The following is a 15,619-nucleotide window of genomic DNA, read 5'->3' on the forward strand; positions in this document are numbered from 1 at the left end:
TCAATTTTGCTGTTCCCCGTTTTTGTTAACGTAGACAGAAGCGTTATTTACAATTTCTCTGTTTATTGTAGCGAGATCTTGCTATTTTTAAGCTTGTGTAAAAAAACAGAGTTAGATGATGGGGAGCGTTAAGACTCTCTGTCCTATAATCTATTGCTGAGAGTCTCCTCAGTGGAGCGATGTCGCCGCGGTCGGAGTGGGCTGTGCCGCGCATCGCGGTAAAGAAGGTTGGGATGCGGTTCTGCTGAACGGTATTCCTCCCTGAAGCGCTTCATTTGTTAATAAAGGAAATCGTAATGAAGAAGACGTTACTTACGTTGGCCCTGGCAGTCGCCATGTCCTCCAGTGCGTTTGCTGTTGATGGCGTGAGCTCAAGTACTGCTGCTGGCACCTCCACCACTACCACCACGTCCGCAGCTGCTGCGGGTGCGGCAGGTGCGGGCGGTGCCGGTTTTGCTGCTGGTACTACTGCGCTTATCGCTGTGGGCGCGGCGGCAGCGATTGGTGTTGCTGTTGCCGTTGCTGTTTCCAGCAATGACGATAACGGCACTACTGGAACTACAGGTTCAGTTGTTCCCGGTACTGTTCAGTAAGGTCATTTGACAATCAAGGCCACTTCGGTGGCCTTTCTTTTATTGCATCTGGCCGTTTCGCGAGACATTCACCTAATGATAAAAATAACGCTCGTGGCAAAACGCAGCGCGCTGATATTACTGCCACTGTTCGCGCTGGCATTGACTGGTTGTTCCCAAAATATGGATGCGGTCCAAAAAACCGCTAAGCTGGCGATTTGGGGAACGGATGATGTGCAGGTTTCGGCTGAGCAGGTTGAAAAAACGCCTTACGCTTCTGCTTATCTTAAAATGGGTGATGCTTCTCAGGCTTTTGTCGTGCTGGCGTTTGCAGAAAATAATCAGCTCAAATGGATCGGTGCGGACAGCAACCTTCTGGTAATGCAGCAGGGCCGCATTGTTAAAACCCAGGGTTTTGGTGAGGATATCGCCCACGTCATCAACGTGACGCCGGACCCGCTGGCCGTTGGCCTGCTAAAGCCGTCAACGTCGCTGCATTGGCAGGGGAAAATGGCCTGGTCGCAGGTGCAACGCGGTGATTATGCGGTAGAATCCGTGTTTCAGGTGCGCGGTAAAGAAACCGTAACCATTCTGGGCAAACCGCGCCAACTGCTGAAGTTTACCGAACAGGTTTCGGTTCCTGCGTTAAACGCGGAATACACCAATTCCTATTGGTTGGAGCCAACCACGGGGCAAGTAGTGCAAACCTGGCAATATATGGGGCCGGACATGGCACTGGTTAAATTCACGGTATTAAAACCCTACGTACAATAAGGGACTGACATGTTGGCATTTTCCCGTATGGCACTCCTGATGCTGCTCACGGCGGGGGCTGCACAGGCCGCGCAGTTAACAATAAAAACCCCGCAGCAAACGCTGGCGGTGGTAAAGCAAGCAGACGGCACGCGATTGATTGAGTTTTATCAGCAGGTGGCGTTTCCTGCTGACGTTAACTGGCGCACCGCGTTGATTTCTGATTATGCCAGTACGCAAAAGGTGTATGCGCAGGCAGAAGCGCTGCGTAAATCGCTGGCCGAGTTGGAAACCCGTTGGCGCAACTCCGGCGATGGCGATCTGGCGATTTCAGCCTGGCTGATGCGTAAAATGCTGGATCAGGTCGATGTAGCTGGGAGAATTTCAACGCCGCTCGATCCCGACAGAATTCGTATAACCCCGCGCGCTAATCGCCCGCTGGTGGGTGACTATGCGCTCTATATCGCACCGCTAGCATCGCATTTTACCCTGGCCGGGCTGATCAATACCGATGCTGATATCGCTGAACTGAAAACCGTGGGGGATGTGGCGTTGCAATCCGGCGGGACGGTTAGGGATTATGTGCTGGATCGTCGTTTTCTGACCGGTGCCAATCGGGATGCGGGTTACCTTATTGATGGGCAAGGCGCATGGCGTAAGGTGCCACTGGCGCTGTGGAATCAGCAACATATCGAGCCTGCGGCAGGTGAAACGTTGTTTATTGGTTTCGACCCCAGCGTATTACCCAACGAATTCGCTTCTTTAAACGATCAAATTGCTGATTTTCTGGCTAACCGGATCCCGCACTAATGACAAAGAACAGAAAATTTAAAATAGGGTATCTGTCGTTGGTCATCAGCGGCGTACTGAGTGGTCAGGCTGTGGCACAAGACGTGGCGCAGCAAAGTGATATCGTAAAAAATGTCACCAATTCGAATACCCGCTTCGACAGTGCGGGCGTATCCCAGTCAGATTTTGGTGGCACCGGGTTGCTGCAAATGCCGACGGCACGTATGGCGCGCAGCGGTGAATTCAACCTGAACTACCGTGATAACGAGGAGTACCGGCGTTATTCCGTATCGTTGCAACTGTTTGACTGGCTGGAGACTACAGTACGTTATACCGATATTCGTACTCAGCCTTATAGCGATGTCGCCAGTTTTAGCGGCAAGCAAAGTTATAAAGATAAATCCTTTGATGTCAAAGCGCGGCTATGGCAAGAGAGCGCATGGATGCCGGATGTCTCTTTTGGCTTACGTGATATAGCGGGCACTGGGTTGTTTGACAGTGAATATCTGGTGGCCAGCAAACGCATGGGCCCGTTTGATTTTACTCTCGGCATTGGTTGGGGCAATATGGCCGAGAGCGGCAATATAAAAAACCCTGCCTGTGAGTTCAAAACCAGTTTCTGCCAGCGAGGTGGTAGCTACAAAACGGGCGGTGGGCAATTCGAGGTGGGGAACCTTTTCCACGGCCCGGCAGCGCTGTTTGGTGGGGTAGAATATCAAACTCCGTGGAATCCGCTGCGCTTTAAACTGGAATATGACGGTAACGATTACAGTAATGAGGCTTCGGAGACTATTGGTTCCCGAAAAAAAGCTGACGGAAAAATCAAACAAGACTCCCCCTTCAATATCGGCATGGTCTACCGCGTCAGTGATAACTTTGATACCACCCTTTCCTGGCAGCGCGGCAATACCTTGATGTGGGGCTTTAGCCTGCACACTAACTTTGACGATTTACGCCAATCGCATCCGGAAGATGTTCCTCCCGTATATGCTCCTGTCCATTCAGCCAACGGCACCAACTGGCAGCAGGTGGCGCGTGAGCTGGATGAAAAAGCCGGTTACAGCAATGCCGATATTTATGCCGATGGGCATCAAGTGACCATCGTTGCCGATCAGGATAAGTATCGCGATAAAAATGAAGCCACTCAGCGTGCGGCGACCGTGCTGGCGAACCATGTACCGGAGAGCGTAGGGGAATACCACATTGTACGTCGCAGCCAGCGTCTGCCGGTAGAAAGTACGGCGGTGGATACCAAAGCATTCCGCGATGTGCAATCGGCGTCTATTCCGTTAGGGCAGCCGGAGCCGGTTACCCAGCGCGCAGAACCGCTCTCTGATATCAACGGGCAACCAGTGTTACGCAGCGAGCCATCGCGCTTGACCTACGGTATCGAGCCGACCTTGACGCAATCCGTAGGCGGCGCGGAATCGTTCTATATGTATCAGGTGGCGCTGAAAGGCAGCGCGGATTATCGCCTGAGCGATCACTGGTCGGTCGGTGGCGCCGCGTCATTGAACCTGATCAATAACTACGATCGCTTTAATTATAAAACGCCGCCTAATGACAGCAGCTTACCGCGCGTCAGAACCTGGATTCGTGAATATGTAACCTCTTCCGATCTACTGCTGACCAACCTGCAACTGACGCGTATGGATAACCCGGCGACAGACTGGTATACCCAGGTGTACGGCGGTTATCTGGAAATGATGTATGCCGGGGTCGGTTCTGAAGTGCTGTACCGTCCGTTCGGTGAGCGCTGGGCGCTGGGGCTGGATGTCAACTACGTCAAGCAGCGTGACTGGAATGACATCATGCGCACGGCGGATTATGACGTGGTGACCGGGCACCTTACCGCGTATTGGGAAATGCCATATGTTGACGGATCGTTTGCGAAAATCAGCGTCGGGCGCTATTTGGCTGGAGACTATGGTGTAACCGTCGATCTGTCGCGTCGCTTTGACAGCGGCATCACCGCCGGGGTGTTTGCCACCAAAACCGATGTCAGCAGCAAAGACTACGGTGAAGGCAGCTTTACCAAGGGCTTCTATATCTCCATTCCGTTCGATCTGATGTTTACCGAACCTACCGTGAAACGCGGTGCTGTCGGTTGGGTGCCGCTGACGCGTGATGGCGGTCAGATGCTGCAACGGCGTAACGGCCTCTATGGCGTAGCGGGTGAAATTCGTTAGTCGTAATATGTAGAAGACATCAATCTGCGGCCTTACTCTTTGGAGTAAGGCCGCATTATTTTTATCTGATAAAGGAATATCGTCGGCTTACAGTGGACGTTATGCGAGTTTCAGGTAACGATATAAATAAGAAATTAACTGCGTTAATGTGCAGTGAATGGCATGATTTAGGTCATACTGTACACCCTTTGATGCAATGGAATGGGAGAGGCGTCATGTCTGTTAAATCGCCTACATTATTGACAGTGGACTCTCGTCTTTCCGGGATACGCTTTTCCAAGCGGGTTTTCCTGCCGCGCATTACCGGTACGCTGTTGTGCTCCCTCTTTATCGCGTCCGTGTTGGTGACGAAAACCACCCCGTTTTGGGTGTGGGTGCTGCTTTTTCTCAATGTGTTTGTATGGCCCTACCTTGCCTATTACCTTTCAACGCGCTCCGCAGATCCCATGCGCTTTGAGCGAGGGAATTTGCTGGTGGATGTCGTTTATGGTGGATTCTGGATTGGCATGATGGGGCTTAACTTGCTGCCCAGTATCATTATCATCGCCATGGTTGGCATGAATAGCATGGCGGGGGGCGGCATCCGTTTGTTTATCCAGGGGCTCAGCTTGCAACTGCTTAGCGCTGCCTTGGTTGCTGGCCTTAATGCACACCGCATCGATTTAGTGACTACATCAACTCAGCTCTACGCCTGTTTGCCCATGCTGCTCGTCTATCCGATTGCGCTTGGCTATGTGACTTATGTGACGGCGACCAAGCTGGCTGAACACAAGCGTAAACTGATGTTGATGAGCACCCACGATGGCATGACCAACGTCTATAACCGGCATCACTGGGAGCAGTTGTTGCATAATGAATATGAAATCTGTCGCCATATTGATGAACCTTCAACATTGGCTTTGATCGATATCGATCATTTCAAAACTATCAATGATAGCTTCGGTCACAATGTGGGTGATGAAGCAATCCTGTTTTTGACGGAAGAGCTGCGCAACGGTTTACGCGCCACCGATGTGATTGGTCGCTTCGGTGGCGATGAGTTTGCGGTGATTTTGCCTGAGGCGCGAGCAACAGACGCGGTTGAGATCATTAATCGCATTCGTACTCGCCTGGCCGCCAAGCGCTTAACGCAAACGCCACAGTTGGGGATTCGTATCAGCGTCGGCGTAGCTGAATATCGCCCAACCATGAACCAGTATCACGACTGGCTCAAAGCGGCGGATATCGCACTTTATATGGCGAAAAACAAGGGTCGCGGGCGCACGGAAGTGGCCTGACGCCTCCCCCTCATGAATGGCGTTTACTACGGCAGCGAATTCAGCCGATGATAGACGTTGAAGTCAATAACCCGGTTGGTTATCTCTCCCAGGGGTTTTCCCGCATCAATCATTGTATGAATATCCTTGGTGAGGTGTGTGAAATTCTCTAGATTTACTGTGCGCTTTTTTTGATCGACATTCTGACTGATAGCGTAAATAGCGGCTTTTATTGCGTAAACTCTCGTTGCATTTTCATAGGATTGTGTCAGGTGCTGGTTTACTTCACGGCGTAGCGTGACCGCCGGGGAGGGGGGCGCTGGTTCTATTGGTGAAAAACCGTTTAAAAACAGCCGTATCTCCTTAACCCGATCAAGCGCATTGCCAAGATATTGATACTTATCTTCCCGAATACGTTTTTCATACGAGCGTGAATGGCCGTTTGAGTAGGCGTCGAAACGCGTCAATGACTCGAGGTGGGTGTCTGGTGCTGCTCTTTTTATCTTCAGCAGCGTTTCTGCAAAGGCAATGTGCTTGGGGGATTTGGTTTGTTCAGCAAGTTTGACGGCCGAGGTCAAACTGTGAGTAAAACGTGCCTTAAAAGAAAGCAGCAGCGTTGATGTTGCAATATTGCTTACCATGATGACTTCTTGTAATTGCTGTGGTGGCGGGGTGTTAAAACTGTAGCCCACCACCGCTAATGCTTTCTTCTAAATTCCGTCTCCTGCTGCAAGCGGCTTTTCTGAAGCCTCATTCGCAAGCGTTTGTCTGCAAGTTGGCCTAAAATGTTTTGTGTCTGAAACAAATACAACCATTCTTTCATGAATGGTTTATTAATAGCCTGCTACTTATTTTTTTATGCGTTAATAAGAAAAAATAAAATGCAGTGTTGCAATTGCTACATTTTTGATTTTAAATGTAGCAACTGATTCTTTAAGGGGGCAGTATGGAGTTCACCGCTTTATTGAGGGAACGTTTCTCGCGCTTGACCCCGTCACAGCAGATGATTGCACGCTACATCGAACGCAACAAAGAGCGTGTGGCGTTCATGACGGCCCGTCAGTTGGCCGCTGTGATGAACATCAGTGATGCCGCCGTTGTACGCTTTTCACGTGCAGTGGGGTATGAGGGCTATGCCCACATGAAAGAATCATTGGGTGATGCTTTGATTGAGCGCACTGGCGCCAGCGGCATCTTGCATCGCGAACCCGCGCTGCCCAGTGAAACAGAATTAAAAGAGAGCGTGTTTGCCAATGCCAGCCAGCTCTTGAAAGCCACGGCAGAACTGAATGAGGACCGCATCGTCTCAGCCGTTGCCGGACGTATCGCCGCCGCAAGGCGTATTTGGGTGAGTGGTAACGGAACGTCGTTTTCCATGGTCTCTTACCTGGCGATGCAACTGAATCATTTCCTCGGCAACACTGAGGTGTTCAATATCGGTCACGGTGATGTGGCAGACCGTATATTGCAGGTTAATGAGCAGGATGTGTTTATTGGTATCGGGTGGGAACGTTATATCCCCTATACCATTGAGTTGATGAGTTTTGCCCGGCAACGGGGAGCCTACGTCGTCGCGATGACGGACCGAGCCAGCTCTCCGTTAGCCAATGAAGCTGATGAAATGTTGTATATCGTGCGCAGTTCATCCGCAGTGGCATGGTGGTCTAAAGTGAGTCCGATGATCGTCGCCGATTGGCTGATGGCGCAGGTAATCACCAAAGATGAGGAGAAAATCAAAGCGAATTTAAAACTTTCCGATGATGCCTGGCGTCTTCTGGGCCATTGGAAAAATGCCAACACCAGGGAATTATTCAACAATAATAAATAGATATAAATATAAAGCAGTAATACAGCGGTGGTTATTGCCACCGCTGTAACATTATAAAGAAATACCTTCGCGCCTTCGTTTCATTGTTTGACTAATCAATGTGTTGCTAGAACATCATTTTTTGTTTAATCCTTGTTTTGATTAAACCGTGTCTTATGTTGCTGACATCAGAGAAAAGTAGTTTCTTACCGTTTGTTTCTCAAAGGAAAACATATGAACAAAGGAAACGAAAAGCAACAGGGTTTCATGCCGTCAAGCGTTGATGAAGGGGTTAATGCCGATCGTCGTCGCTTAATAAAACAAACATCGATTATTGGTGCAGGGGCTTTGCTCGGGGCCTTCTCGCCTGCGGTTTTTGCCGCACCCAGCAAAGAAGTGATTGTTCGCGGGATTGGTGGAAGCTATCAGGAAGCACTGGAAAATGCGGTCTATAAACCTTTTACGGAATTGACCGGCATTAAAGTGATCATTCAGCCTTCTACTGCCGCACAAATCATGGCAATGATCAAAGCGGATCGTGTGACGCTTGATGTGCTGGATATCGGCGATGTCACGCAAACCAACCTCAATGCGGCCGGGGCGTTGATGCCAATCAACTACGCGGGCATGAAGTTTACCAATCCCGACGATATTTTCCCCGAAGTACGACGCCCCAATATGGTCGGTAATCTGTTCTTCTCTACCGTGATGGTCTACAACACGGATGTGTTCCGTGATGGTAACCACCCGCGTACCTGGGCAGAATTTTGGGACGCAGAGCGTTTCCCCGGCCCACGTACCTTAACGGATCTGCGCACCAGTTCTACTGAGCTGGAATTTGCCTTGCTTGCCGATGGCGTAGACATGAAAGACATCTACCCGATTGATATCAAGCGCGCGTTTGCTTCTCTGAGCCGCATCAAACCCCATGTCGTGAAATGGTGGGATACTGGTGCGCTATCCGTGCAATTGATGGAGCGCAAAGAGGCGGTGTTGGGCGCATTGTGGAACGGGCGTGCACAAGCGTTGATCGATCAGGGCGCACCGTTAGCCATTGAGTGGAACCAGATCAAACAGCAGTTGCAGTATTGGAGCGTGCTGAAAGGGTCGCCAAATCCGGAAAATGCGCAGTTGCTGATTGATTTTGCGTTGCAACCTGAAGTTCAGGCGAAAATTACCCAGTTTATCGCTTATGGTCCCACCAATAAAAAAGCCTTCCAGTTCGTTCGCCCAGAGGACTTGGTGAAACTGCCTTCCAACCCTGAGTATTACTCGCGCTCCTTTGTGCAAAATGCGCAGTGGTGGACAGATAACATTGAGGAAGTGGGTAAAATCTGGCAACCATGGATCTTGGGTCAGGGGTAATGAAAGCGGATTCAACACACCACAGCTCCCGGCGTCAGCCGGGAGCTGCACTGCGCCTTGAGGGGCTGACCCGGCGCTACGAACAGGCGGCCGTCGTCGATAATCTGGATTTAGCGATCGCACCAGGCGAGTTTGTGACGCTGCTCGGTGCCAGCGGTTCAGGGAAAACCACCACGCTGATGATGGTGGCGGGCTTTACCGAACCCAGCCAAGGGCGCGTGCTGATTAACGATCGGGATATCACGCATCTGCCACCCGCAAAACGCGACCTCGGCGTGGTGTTTCAGCACTACACGCTGTTTCCGCACTTATCGGTGGCGGATAACCTGGCGTTTCCGCTGGAAATGCGCGGCGTTGCGCGTGGTGATATCAAGCAGAAAGTGGCGGATGCGCTCGCGTTGATCCAGCTTGAGGATAAGGGGCATCGTCTGCCGCGAGAGCTGTCCGGTGGGCAGCAGCAGCGCGTTGCGTTGGCGCGCGCATTGATCTTTTCCCCGGCGGCACTGTTGATGGACGAGCCGCTGGGTGCACTGGATAAAAAGCTGCGTGAACACATGCAGTTGGAAATAAAACGGCTGCATGCGGCTTCCGGCTCTACCGTGGTGTTTGTCACCCACGATCAGGAAGAAGCATTGACCTTGTCCGATCACATTGCCGTGATGCAACAGGGGCGGATTGCTCAAATCGATACCCCGCACGATCTCTACACCAAACCAAAGAATCGCTGGGTGGCTGAATTTATCGGCCAGTCCAACTTTATCGACGGCCAGATAAGCGCCATTCAGCAACCAGGCTATGACGTGCGCCTTTCAAGCGGTGAAACCGTGTGCGGTCAGGGCGTAGCGCACCTTAGGGTAGGGGAGTCGGTATTAGCGGTTCTGCGGCCAGAACATATTCGCATTGGTTTGCCGGGGGAGGCATCAGCACATTTGCCGATTACCGCCACCATCGCGGAAATGCTCTATCTGGGGCACACGCTCAAATTGACACTGGTGCTGAGTGATGGCGCCAGGTTGCTGGCTCAGTTACAGAACTCGGCGCTGGAGGGAACTCTGCGACCGGGTGCCACCGTGCGTATCGGGTGGGCAACGGAAAGTCTCTGGTTTATTCCCTCCGAGGCTAAGCGATGAGCGGGCGTGACGACAGGCGCGTAGGTCGCTGGAAACCGTGGCTGTTGCTGGCACCGACGCTGCTGGCCCTGACGATTTTCTTGCTGATTCCGCTGGCAAAAATGCTCGGGTACAGCCTGTTCGATCCCGGGCTTACCAGCAAGCACTTTGCGCGCATTGTGCAGGAACCGGTCTGGCTACACGTGCTGTGGATTACGTTGCGCACTTCGCTGCTGGTGACGCTGGTGACGCTGCTGTTGGGCTATCCGGTGGCCTGGGTGTTGTGCAAAATCCCTGCGCGCTTAGCCAGTATTGCGATTGTCATCATCATTATTCCCCATTTTACCAGCGTGTTGGTGCGTACCTATGCCTGGATGGTGCTGTTAGGCAGCGATGGCTTTGTCAATCAGGTGCTGCGCGCGCTGGGGCTTATCGATACGCCGCTTAAACTGATGTATACCCCGCTCGGCGTGTTGATCGGGATGACCTATATTTTACTGCCCTACATGGTGCTGGCGCTTTACAGCGTGATGCGCGGCATCGATCCGCAACTGCTGCGGGTAGCGTATAGCCTCGGCGCTTCGCGCTTTCGGGCCTTTTGGCGCATATTTTTACCGCTGTCGCTGCCCGGTGTTGCCGCAGGCAGCCTGCTGGTGTTTATTCTGTCTATCGGCTTCTTTGTGACACCGGCGCTGATGGGCAGTCCGCGCGACACCATGATCGCCATGGTTATCGAAAATCAGTTGGAAGTCTATTTCAACTGGGGCTTTGCGTCGGCGCTGTCGGCGCTGCTGCTGCTGTGCACCTTAGTGCTGTTTTGGGTCTATGTTCGGGTCGTGGGATTGGAACGACTGTTTGAGGCGAAAGGATGAACGGAAACCGACCCGGCTGGCTGCCGCTGCTGATCACGCTGTTAACCCTCGCTTTTTTGCTGGTCCCTATTGCCATGATTTTCCCTCTGGCGTTCAGTACCAATAGCTATTTGTCGTTCCCACCGCAGGGGTTCTCCTTGAAGTGGATGCGCGCGATTTTGCAGGACTCACAGTGGCTACAGGCTATCGGCCTGTCGTTTACTATTGCGCTGATTTCCACTGTGTTGGCTATGGCGCTGGCGCTGTTTGCTGCGCTGGCACTGGTGCGCTGTCGTTTTGTCGGTAAAAGTCTGGTGTATGCGCTGATTGTGTTGCCGATGATTGTGCCCAACGTGATTGTTGCGCTGACGCTGTTCTTCTTCTTTTCCGAGTTGGCGCTGTTTAACAGCTTCACCCGTATTGTTATCGGGCATGCCCTAATTGCGCTGCCTATTGCCACCATTATTTTGTCTTCGACGCTGCAAGGCATGGATTATCGGTTGGAGCAGGCGGCAATGAGTCTGGGTGCCAGCCATTTCAACGTATTACGCCGTATCACGCTGCCGCTGGCCGCACCGGGCATGTTCTCGGCAGCGATTTTCTCATTTCTCAGTTCGTTTGATGAACTGCTTATTGCGCTGTTTCTTTCCGATCACGGCAGTCAAACGCTGTCGGTGCGGATTTGGAACACGGTACAGTTTCAGCTCGATCCTTCTATTGCGGCCGTCAGCGTGCTGTCGATCGGCGTGACCATAGTGACATTGGGGATTACGAGTGTGGTGAATAGAAAAAAAACGACATCAGGTAACCGTTATGAATGAAAGTTGGCTTTTCCCGCTCCAAGAGTATCAACAGCGCGTCGCAAAGATCCGCGCTTACATGCAAGAAAGGGAGATATCCCTGTTGCTGATTGATCAGACTGAATTCCTGTTTTATCTCACCGGATTCGGCATTTCTGAAAACATGTACCGCGCCTGCCTGCTGCCGTTGACGGGCGACCCGGTGATGGTGTTCCGCGCCATGGACGAGCGTGCGTTCAGCGAAAACAGCTGGATCACTGACACTGTAACCTTCCATGACTGGCAGGATCCGTTAACGGTGCTGACCGATACGGTGCGCGCTCGCGGCTGGGAAAGCGCGACGCTCGGCATCGATTTCGATTCTTACTGCATGACCATCAACCGCTTCCAACGTTTGCAGTCGATGTTGCCACAGGTGCAGGTAAAAGATTTTTCCGGTGTGCTTAAGCAATTACGCACCCGCAAAAATCTGCAGGAAATCGAGTGCATCAAGCAGTCCGCTGCGGCGAACGATCAGGCGATCCGTGAAGTGGTTGCCGAAATGGGGGTGGGTAAGACGGAGCGTCAGGCGGCAGAGATTATCCACCGCGTCCTGATTCGCCACGGGATGGATTCCAACCGCTGTGGCATTGTCACGACCGGCGGCGGCAACAGTTTTCTGCATGCCAACATGCAAGAACGGCCGCTGAAGCAGGGGGATATTCTGCATCTTGAAGTGGTCTCCTTTAAACGCGGCTACAGTTCCAAGATCATGCGCTCGGTGATTATCGGCACCGCGTCACCGGCACAGCAAGAGATTGCTCAGCAGTTGATCGCTATCCAGGATAAGCAGCTTGCGGCCATGAAGCCCGGCGTTGTGGCTAAAGACATTGATGCGCTGGCGCGTAACGCGGTGCTGAAAGCGGGGCTGCGTCAGGATTACGCCAGCATTACCGGCTATACGCTCGGTTATTATCCGAAGACGACGCCGCGCACCAGCGATTTTAGCCACGTGTTTTTGCCCACCTCCGAATGGCTGCTGGAAGCGGGCATGGTGTTTCATATGTATCTGTATGCGGCGGGCCTCGCCATCAGCGAAACGGTGCTGGTGACGGAAAACGGCTGCGAGCGTTTGACGAAGATTCCGCGCCAGCTGTTCGCAACCGCATAACGCCTATTTTCGTGCGATCAAAACGGTCAGTGGCGACATCGGAAACGGTTGATGTCGCCGTGTTTCTACACGGCTGAAACCGGCATCACACAGCAACGATGCCAATTCCCCTTCTCGCGTTACCCGACGTCCGCGCAGCATCAACGGCAGGTAGAAGGGCAATACTGACGCGGCATCCTCTGGGGTGGGCGCTATTTCTGCATGCACGGCAACCAGCACGCCGCCCGGTGTCAGCGCGTTGAACAGTTGCGCAATGCTGGTGGTAATGTCCTCGACAAAGTGCAGGTAGGAAGAACACCAGATAATATCGGCATAGCCAGCGGCAAACGGCTGAGCGGCAAAATCGCCGCTGGCGGTGCTTAACCGCGGGTGCAGACCGGCGGCAATGATATTCTCCTGCGCCACTGCGACGGTTTGTGGCAGATCGAACACCACCCCTTGCAACGAGGGATGGCGCTGCGTCAGACCGATGGCGATCATGCCGGGGCCACCGCCCACATCCAGCAGCGTTTTGGCCTGGGGGAACTCCGGCAACGCCCCCACGATGTCGCAGGCACGGTCAACCGTCATAGCGCGCTGCTCCTGAGCAATCTGCTTTTGCGCAGCTTGCGCCCAACCAGCGTCCATGCGAGCAGCGGGAGGTGGCGTGCCGGGGGCTTGCTGCATGAGCGCGGCCAACTGCTGCCCGACGTCACGCAGGGATTGATAGCGGAAACGCCAGCTGTCACCAATATAACGCTCGCCGGTTTGGCACAGATAAGGTTGCATCTCAGCGGTCGTTTGATAGCCTGCTGCGTCGCGCGTCAGCAGTTTGATGCTCCACAGCAATTCCAACAGCGCTGAGGCTTGCTGTGGTTCCCACTGTTGGTGCAGCGCGCACTGCTCAACCGTTAAGGATTGCGCCAGTTGATCAAACAGTGCGCTGTCCAGAGCCAGTCGAACCGCCTCTGTCTTGATGTTGGTGGCAGTCAGTGCCCATAAATCGGTCAACGCGGTGGGGAACATGGTGGCTCCTTGCAGGCTGGGTTGCGGCGTTAATCACGTCGCGTTGGTTAACGTGGGCGTTGCCGCCAGGGATAGCCTTATGTTATCTATAAATGAGAATTATTATTGTCTTGGTTTGTCTGCGTGACGGCGGTTTTTCTCTGAGGACAGGAGGAGAGAGAAAATGGGAGAAGGGCGAGGTGCATCAATGCAGCGTGTGATGCCGCGTATGGTATTGCGCGAGGGTAACCGTCGCCAGTTACCGGATCAGTTTGGTCAGTGCTGGTCGCAATCGGATGCGCTTGCTGATGGGTTGACACTGGTGACCTCCTCCTATCAGCCGCTGAAACCGCTGGTGGAGGAAGCTGAAACCGCACACTCTCAGCCGGTGCTGGTGATGACCTTTGGTTTGAACGGCGAGTCGAACTACAGCGAAAAGCGGGGTGCCAGCATGATGTTTCGTCAACAGCATGTGACCATCGCCAGCTTTCATCACAGTCTGGGCGAGCGTTATTATCCGGAACGACAAAAAGTGGATCAGTTGCGCCTGTTGGTGAGTGAATCGATGCTGGAGCGCTACATTGGCGGTGCGGCAACGCAGCGTCTGTTTGGTGATTATAAATTGCGTCAGCATGCCTACAGCCGGGTGGCACCGGTTGCACAACAGCACCTGCACGCACTGCAACAGGCGCAGGGCGACATGCTGTCCATGCACATTCATGCGCTGAACCTGCTGGCTGCGCATCGCTATTTGTTTGAGGAGACGCGGGAAGCACCCCGGTTACACCCTCAGGATGTGGTGGCGGTGGAGCGTGCCCGTGATTGGATGGTGGCAAACCTGAGTGAAACCCTCTCTCTCGGTGCGCTGGCGTTGGCGGTGGGTTTAAGCGAATACAAGCTCAAGCTGGCGTTTCATCGCCATTTCAACACCACACCGGGACAGATGTTGTTGCAATTGCGCATGGAAGAAGCGCACCGTTTGTTGGAGCAAGGCTTACAAGTGGCGCAAGTTGCCTGGCGGGTGGGATATCGTCACGCCAACAATTTTAGCGTGGCGTTCTGGCGTTATTATGGGCGCTACCCGAAATCCATTTAACGATGCATATATGCCGTGACAGCGTGGCTGCCACGGCAGGATACCGATTAAGCACATGTCTCGCTTGAGAATGCGTTAACTCAGAAACTCAACCTCGCCGCCAACCAGGTGGTACATACTGCCGACAATCTTGATTTTACCCTCTTGTTCCAGTTTTTTCAGAATCGGGCTGTGTTCACGAATGTGTTCGACGGTGAGCGCCACGTTGGTTTTTGCCACTGCATCGACAAACGCCATGTTTTTGCCCGTGCGGTCACCCTCATAAACGGTTTTCTCGACGGCGGGTTTAATCTTGTTCAGCAACCCGGTCAGGTTGCCCAACTCGACATTATCTATCGCACCGGCCACGGCACCACACGCGGTATGCCCCATCACCAGCACCACTTTGGCTCCCGCTGCGGCACACGCGAACTCCATACTGCCCAGAATGTCTTCATTTTGCACGTTGCCCGCTACGCGCGCGTTAAAGGTCTCACCAATGCCCGTATCCAGCAAAATTTCAGCGGGAGCGCGCGAGTCGATGCAGCTCAAAATCACCGCCGCAGGGAATTGCCCCTCTTGGCTACTGATTTTTTGCGCCACAAAGTCATGCTGTTGCATCTTGCCTTCCCGAAAACGTGCATTGCCCGCTTTAAAGCTTTTGATCACATCGTCAGGTGTCATGCTGTCACGCTGCGCTTGGGTCAACGACGCGGCATAGCTGACGTGGGGAACCATAAAACCACTGATACCCGTGAGTGCCAGAACAGAGAGGGCGGCGGTGCGCTTGATCACTGCACGGCGCGATGGCTCGGGAGCGTCGAACTTACTCATAATAATACCTCATTGTTATTGTGGTTATGACGCCATGGCAGCCTGGTGCAGGACGTCAATGACATGCCAGCCACGTGACAGGTGG

The 15,619-nt window shown here is 53.0% G+C and carries 15 protein-coding genes; 12 read left to right on the forward strand and 3 right to left on the reverse strand.

Annotated features, from left to right (window positions below; genetic code table 11):
* Positions 1 to 296 precede the first annotated feature (296 nt).
* The 5 genes from J5067_RS00320 (at position 297) to adrA (ending at position 5,580) form a co-directional block, all read left to right on the forward strand.
* A complete protein-coding gene (locus J5067_RS00320) occupies positions 297 to 593 on the forward strand; it encodes a hypothetical protein (RefSeq protein WP_264645928.1) in 297 nt (98 codons plus the stop codon).
* A 75-nt stretch (positions 594 to 668) separates the two neighbouring features.
* Positions 669 to 1,346: a YjbF family lipoprotein gene (locus tag J5067_RS00325; RefSeq protein ID WP_264628788.1), complete on the forward strand. Its 678-nt coding sequence runs from the start codon at positions 669 to 671 to the stop codon at positions 1,344 to 1,346.
* A 9-nt stretch (positions 1,347 to 1,355) separates the two neighbouring features.
* Positions 1,356 to 2,135, forward strand: a complete 780-nt coding sequence (locus tag J5067_RS00330) for a capsule biosynthesis GfcC family protein (RefSeq protein ID WP_264628259.1) — start codon at positions 1,356 to 1,358, stop codon at positions 2,133 to 2,135.
* Positions 2,135 to 4,303 carry a YjbH domain-containing protein gene (locus J5067_RS00335; protein ID WP_264650161.1) on the forward strand — a complete coding sequence of 723 codons (2,169 nt, stop codon included), beginning with the start codon at positions 2,135 to 2,137 and terminating at the stop codon, positions 4,301 to 4,303. The genes J5067_RS00330 and J5067_RS00335 overlap by 1 nt, the downstream gene beginning before the upstream one ends.
* 215 nt (positions 4,304 to 4,518) lie before the next feature.
* Complete coding sequence (gene adrA, locus J5067_RS00340) at positions 4,519 to 5,580, forward strand: diguanylate cyclase AdrA (protein WP_264650162.1); 1,062 nt, start codon at positions 4,519 to 4,521, stop codon at positions 5,578 to 5,580.
* Between the two features lie 26 nt (positions 5,581 to 5,606).
* On the opposite strand, the gene J5067_RS00345 is transcribed toward adrA, so the two are convergent.
* The gene (locus tag J5067_RS00345; RefSeq protein ID WP_264645933.1) at positions 5,607 to 6,200 is read right to left on the reverse strand and encodes a hypothetical protein; all 594 of its coding nucleotides are present in this window, start codon (positions 6,198 to 6,200) and stop codon (positions 5,607 to 5,609) included.
* Between the two features lie 305 nt (positions 6,201 to 6,505).
* On the opposite strand from J5067_RS00345, the gene J5067_RS00350 reads away from it, so the two are divergent.
* The 6 genes from J5067_RS00350 to J5067_RS00375 all read left to right on the forward strand — a co-directional run bounded on the left by J5067_RS00350 (position 6,506) and on the right by J5067_RS00375 (position 12,641).
* A complete protein-coding gene (locus J5067_RS00350; RefSeq protein ID WP_264645934.1) occupies positions 6,506 to 7,387 on the forward strand; it encodes a MurR/RpiR family transcriptional regulator in 882 nt (293 codons plus the stop codon).
* A 213-nt stretch (positions 7,388 to 7,600) separates the two neighbouring features.
* Positions 7,601 to 8,731, forward strand: coding sequence for an ABC transporter substrate-binding protein (locus J5067_RS00355; protein ID WP_264645935.1), 1,131 nt, complete (start codon positions 7,601 to 7,603; stop codon positions 8,729 to 8,731).
* Positions 8,731 to 9,861 (forward strand): ABC transporter ATP-binding protein, encoded by a 1,131-nt coding sequence (locus J5067_RS00360; protein WP_264650163.1) that lies wholly within the window; start codon positions 8,731 to 8,733, stop codon positions 9,859 to 9,861. The genes J5067_RS00355 and J5067_RS00360 overlap by 1 nt, the downstream gene beginning before the upstream one ends.
* Positions 9,858 to 10,712 (forward strand): ABC transporter permease, encoded by an 855-nt coding sequence (locus tag J5067_RS00365; protein WP_264645937.1) that lies wholly within the window; start codon positions 9,858 to 9,860, stop codon positions 10,710 to 10,712. The genes J5067_RS00360 and J5067_RS00365 overlap by 4 nt, the downstream gene beginning before the upstream one ends.
* Positions 10,709 to 11,512: an ABC transporter permease gene (locus J5067_RS00370; RefSeq protein WP_264650164.1), complete on the forward strand. Its 804-nt coding sequence runs from the start codon at positions 10,709 to 10,711 to the stop codon at positions 11,510 to 11,512. The genes J5067_RS00365 and J5067_RS00370 overlap by 4 nt, the downstream gene beginning before the upstream one ends.
* Positions 11,505 to 12,641 (forward strand): Xaa-Pro peptidase family protein, encoded by a 1,137-nt coding sequence (locus tag J5067_RS00375; protein ID WP_264650165.1) that lies wholly within the window; start codon positions 11,505 to 11,507, stop codon positions 12,639 to 12,641. The genes J5067_RS00370 and J5067_RS00375 overlap by 8 nt, the downstream gene beginning before the upstream one ends.
* A 3-nt stretch (positions 12,642 to 12,644) precedes the next feature.
* On the opposite strand, the gene J5067_RS00380 is transcribed toward J5067_RS00375, so the two are convergent.
* On the reverse strand, positions 12,645 to 13,646 hold the full coding sequence (locus J5067_RS00380; RefSeq protein ID WP_264650166.1) for a class I SAM-dependent methyltransferase: 1,002 nt from the start codon (positions 13,644 to 13,646) through the stop codon (positions 12,645 to 12,647).
* 163 nt (positions 13,647 to 13,809) lie between these two features.
* Between J5067_RS00380 and J5067_RS00385 the strand changes: the two genes are divergently transcribed.
* A complete protein-coding gene (locus tag J5067_RS00385; protein WP_264650167.1) occupies positions 13,810 to 14,721 on the forward strand; it encodes a helix-turn-helix domain-containing protein in 912 nt (303 codons plus the stop codon).
* A gap of 75 nt (positions 14,722 to 14,796) precedes the next feature.
* On the opposite strand, the gene J5067_RS00390 is transcribed toward J5067_RS00385, so the two are convergent.
* Complete coding sequence (locus J5067_RS00390) at positions 14,797 to 15,534, reverse strand: carbonic anhydrase (RefSeq protein WP_264645942.1); 738 nt, start codon at positions 15,532 to 15,534, stop codon at positions 14,797 to 14,799.
* Positions 15,535 to 15,619: the final 85 nt, after the last annotated feature.

The sequence above is a fragment of the Candidatus Symbiopectobacterium sp. NZEC151 genome, assembly GCF_025962655.1.
Classification (GTDB): Bacteria; Pseudomonadota; Gammaproteobacteria; order Enterobacterales; family Enterobacteriaceae; genus Symbiopectobacterium.

Bases quoted from the DNA above. Each gene is read 5' to 3' on its own strand.
- J5067_RS00320 (WP_264645928.1), top strand. From the start codon at position 297: ATGAAGAAGACGTTACTTACGTTGGCCCTGGCAGTCGCCATGTCCTCC.
- J5067_RS00325 (WP_264628788.1), top strand. From the start codon at position 669: ATGATAAAAATAACGCTCGTGGCAAAACGCAGCGCGCTGATATTACTG.
- J5067_RS00330 (WP_264628259.1), top strand. From the start codon at position 1,356: ATGTTGGCATTTTCCCGTATGGCACTCCTGATGCTGCTCACGGCGGGG.
- J5067_RS00335 (WP_264650161.1), top strand. From the start codon at position 2,135: ATGACAAAGAACAGAAAATTTAAAATAGGGTATCTGTCGTTGGTCATC.
- adrA (WP_264650162.1), top strand. From the start codon at position 4,519: ATGTCTGTTAAATCGCCTACATTATTGACAGTGGACTCTCGTCTTTCC.
- J5067_RS00345 (WP_264645933.1), bottom strand. From the start codon at position 6,200: ATGGTAAGCAATATTGCAACATCAACGCTGCTGCTTTCTTTTAAGGCA.
- J5067_RS00350 (WP_264645934.1), top strand. From the start codon at position 6,506: ATGGAGTTCACCGCTTTATTGAGGGAACGTTTCTCGCGCTTGACCCCG.
- J5067_RS00355 (WP_264645935.1), top strand. From the start codon at position 7,601: ATGAACAAAGGAAACGAAAAGCAACAGGGTTTCATGCCGTCAAGCGTT.
- J5067_RS00360 (WP_264650163.1), top strand. From the start codon at position 8,731: ATGAAAGCGGATTCAACACACCACAGCTCCCGGCGTCAGCCGGGAGCT.
- J5067_RS00365 (WP_264645937.1), top strand. From the start codon at position 9,858: ATGAGCGGGCGTGACGACAGGCGCGTAGGTCGCTGGAAACCGTGGCTG.
- J5067_RS00370 (WP_264650164.1), top strand. From the start codon at position 10,709: ATGAACGGAAACCGACCCGGCTGGCTGCCGCTGCTGATCACGCTGTTA.
- J5067_RS00375 (WP_264650165.1), top strand. From the start codon at position 11,505: ATGAATGAAAGTTGGCTTTTCCCGCTCCAAGAGTATCAACAGCGCGTC.
- J5067_RS00380 (WP_264650166.1), bottom strand. From the start codon at position 13,646: ATGTTCCCCACCGCGTTGACCGATTTATGGGCACTGACTGCCACCAAC.
- J5067_RS00385 (WP_264650167.1), top strand. From the start codon at position 13,810: ATGGGAGAAGGGCGAGGTGCATCAATGCAGCGTGTGATGCCGCGTATG.
- J5067_RS00390 (WP_264645942.1), bottom strand. From the start codon at position 15,534: ATGAGTAAGTTCGACGCTCCCGAGCCATCGCGCCGTGCAGTGATCAAG.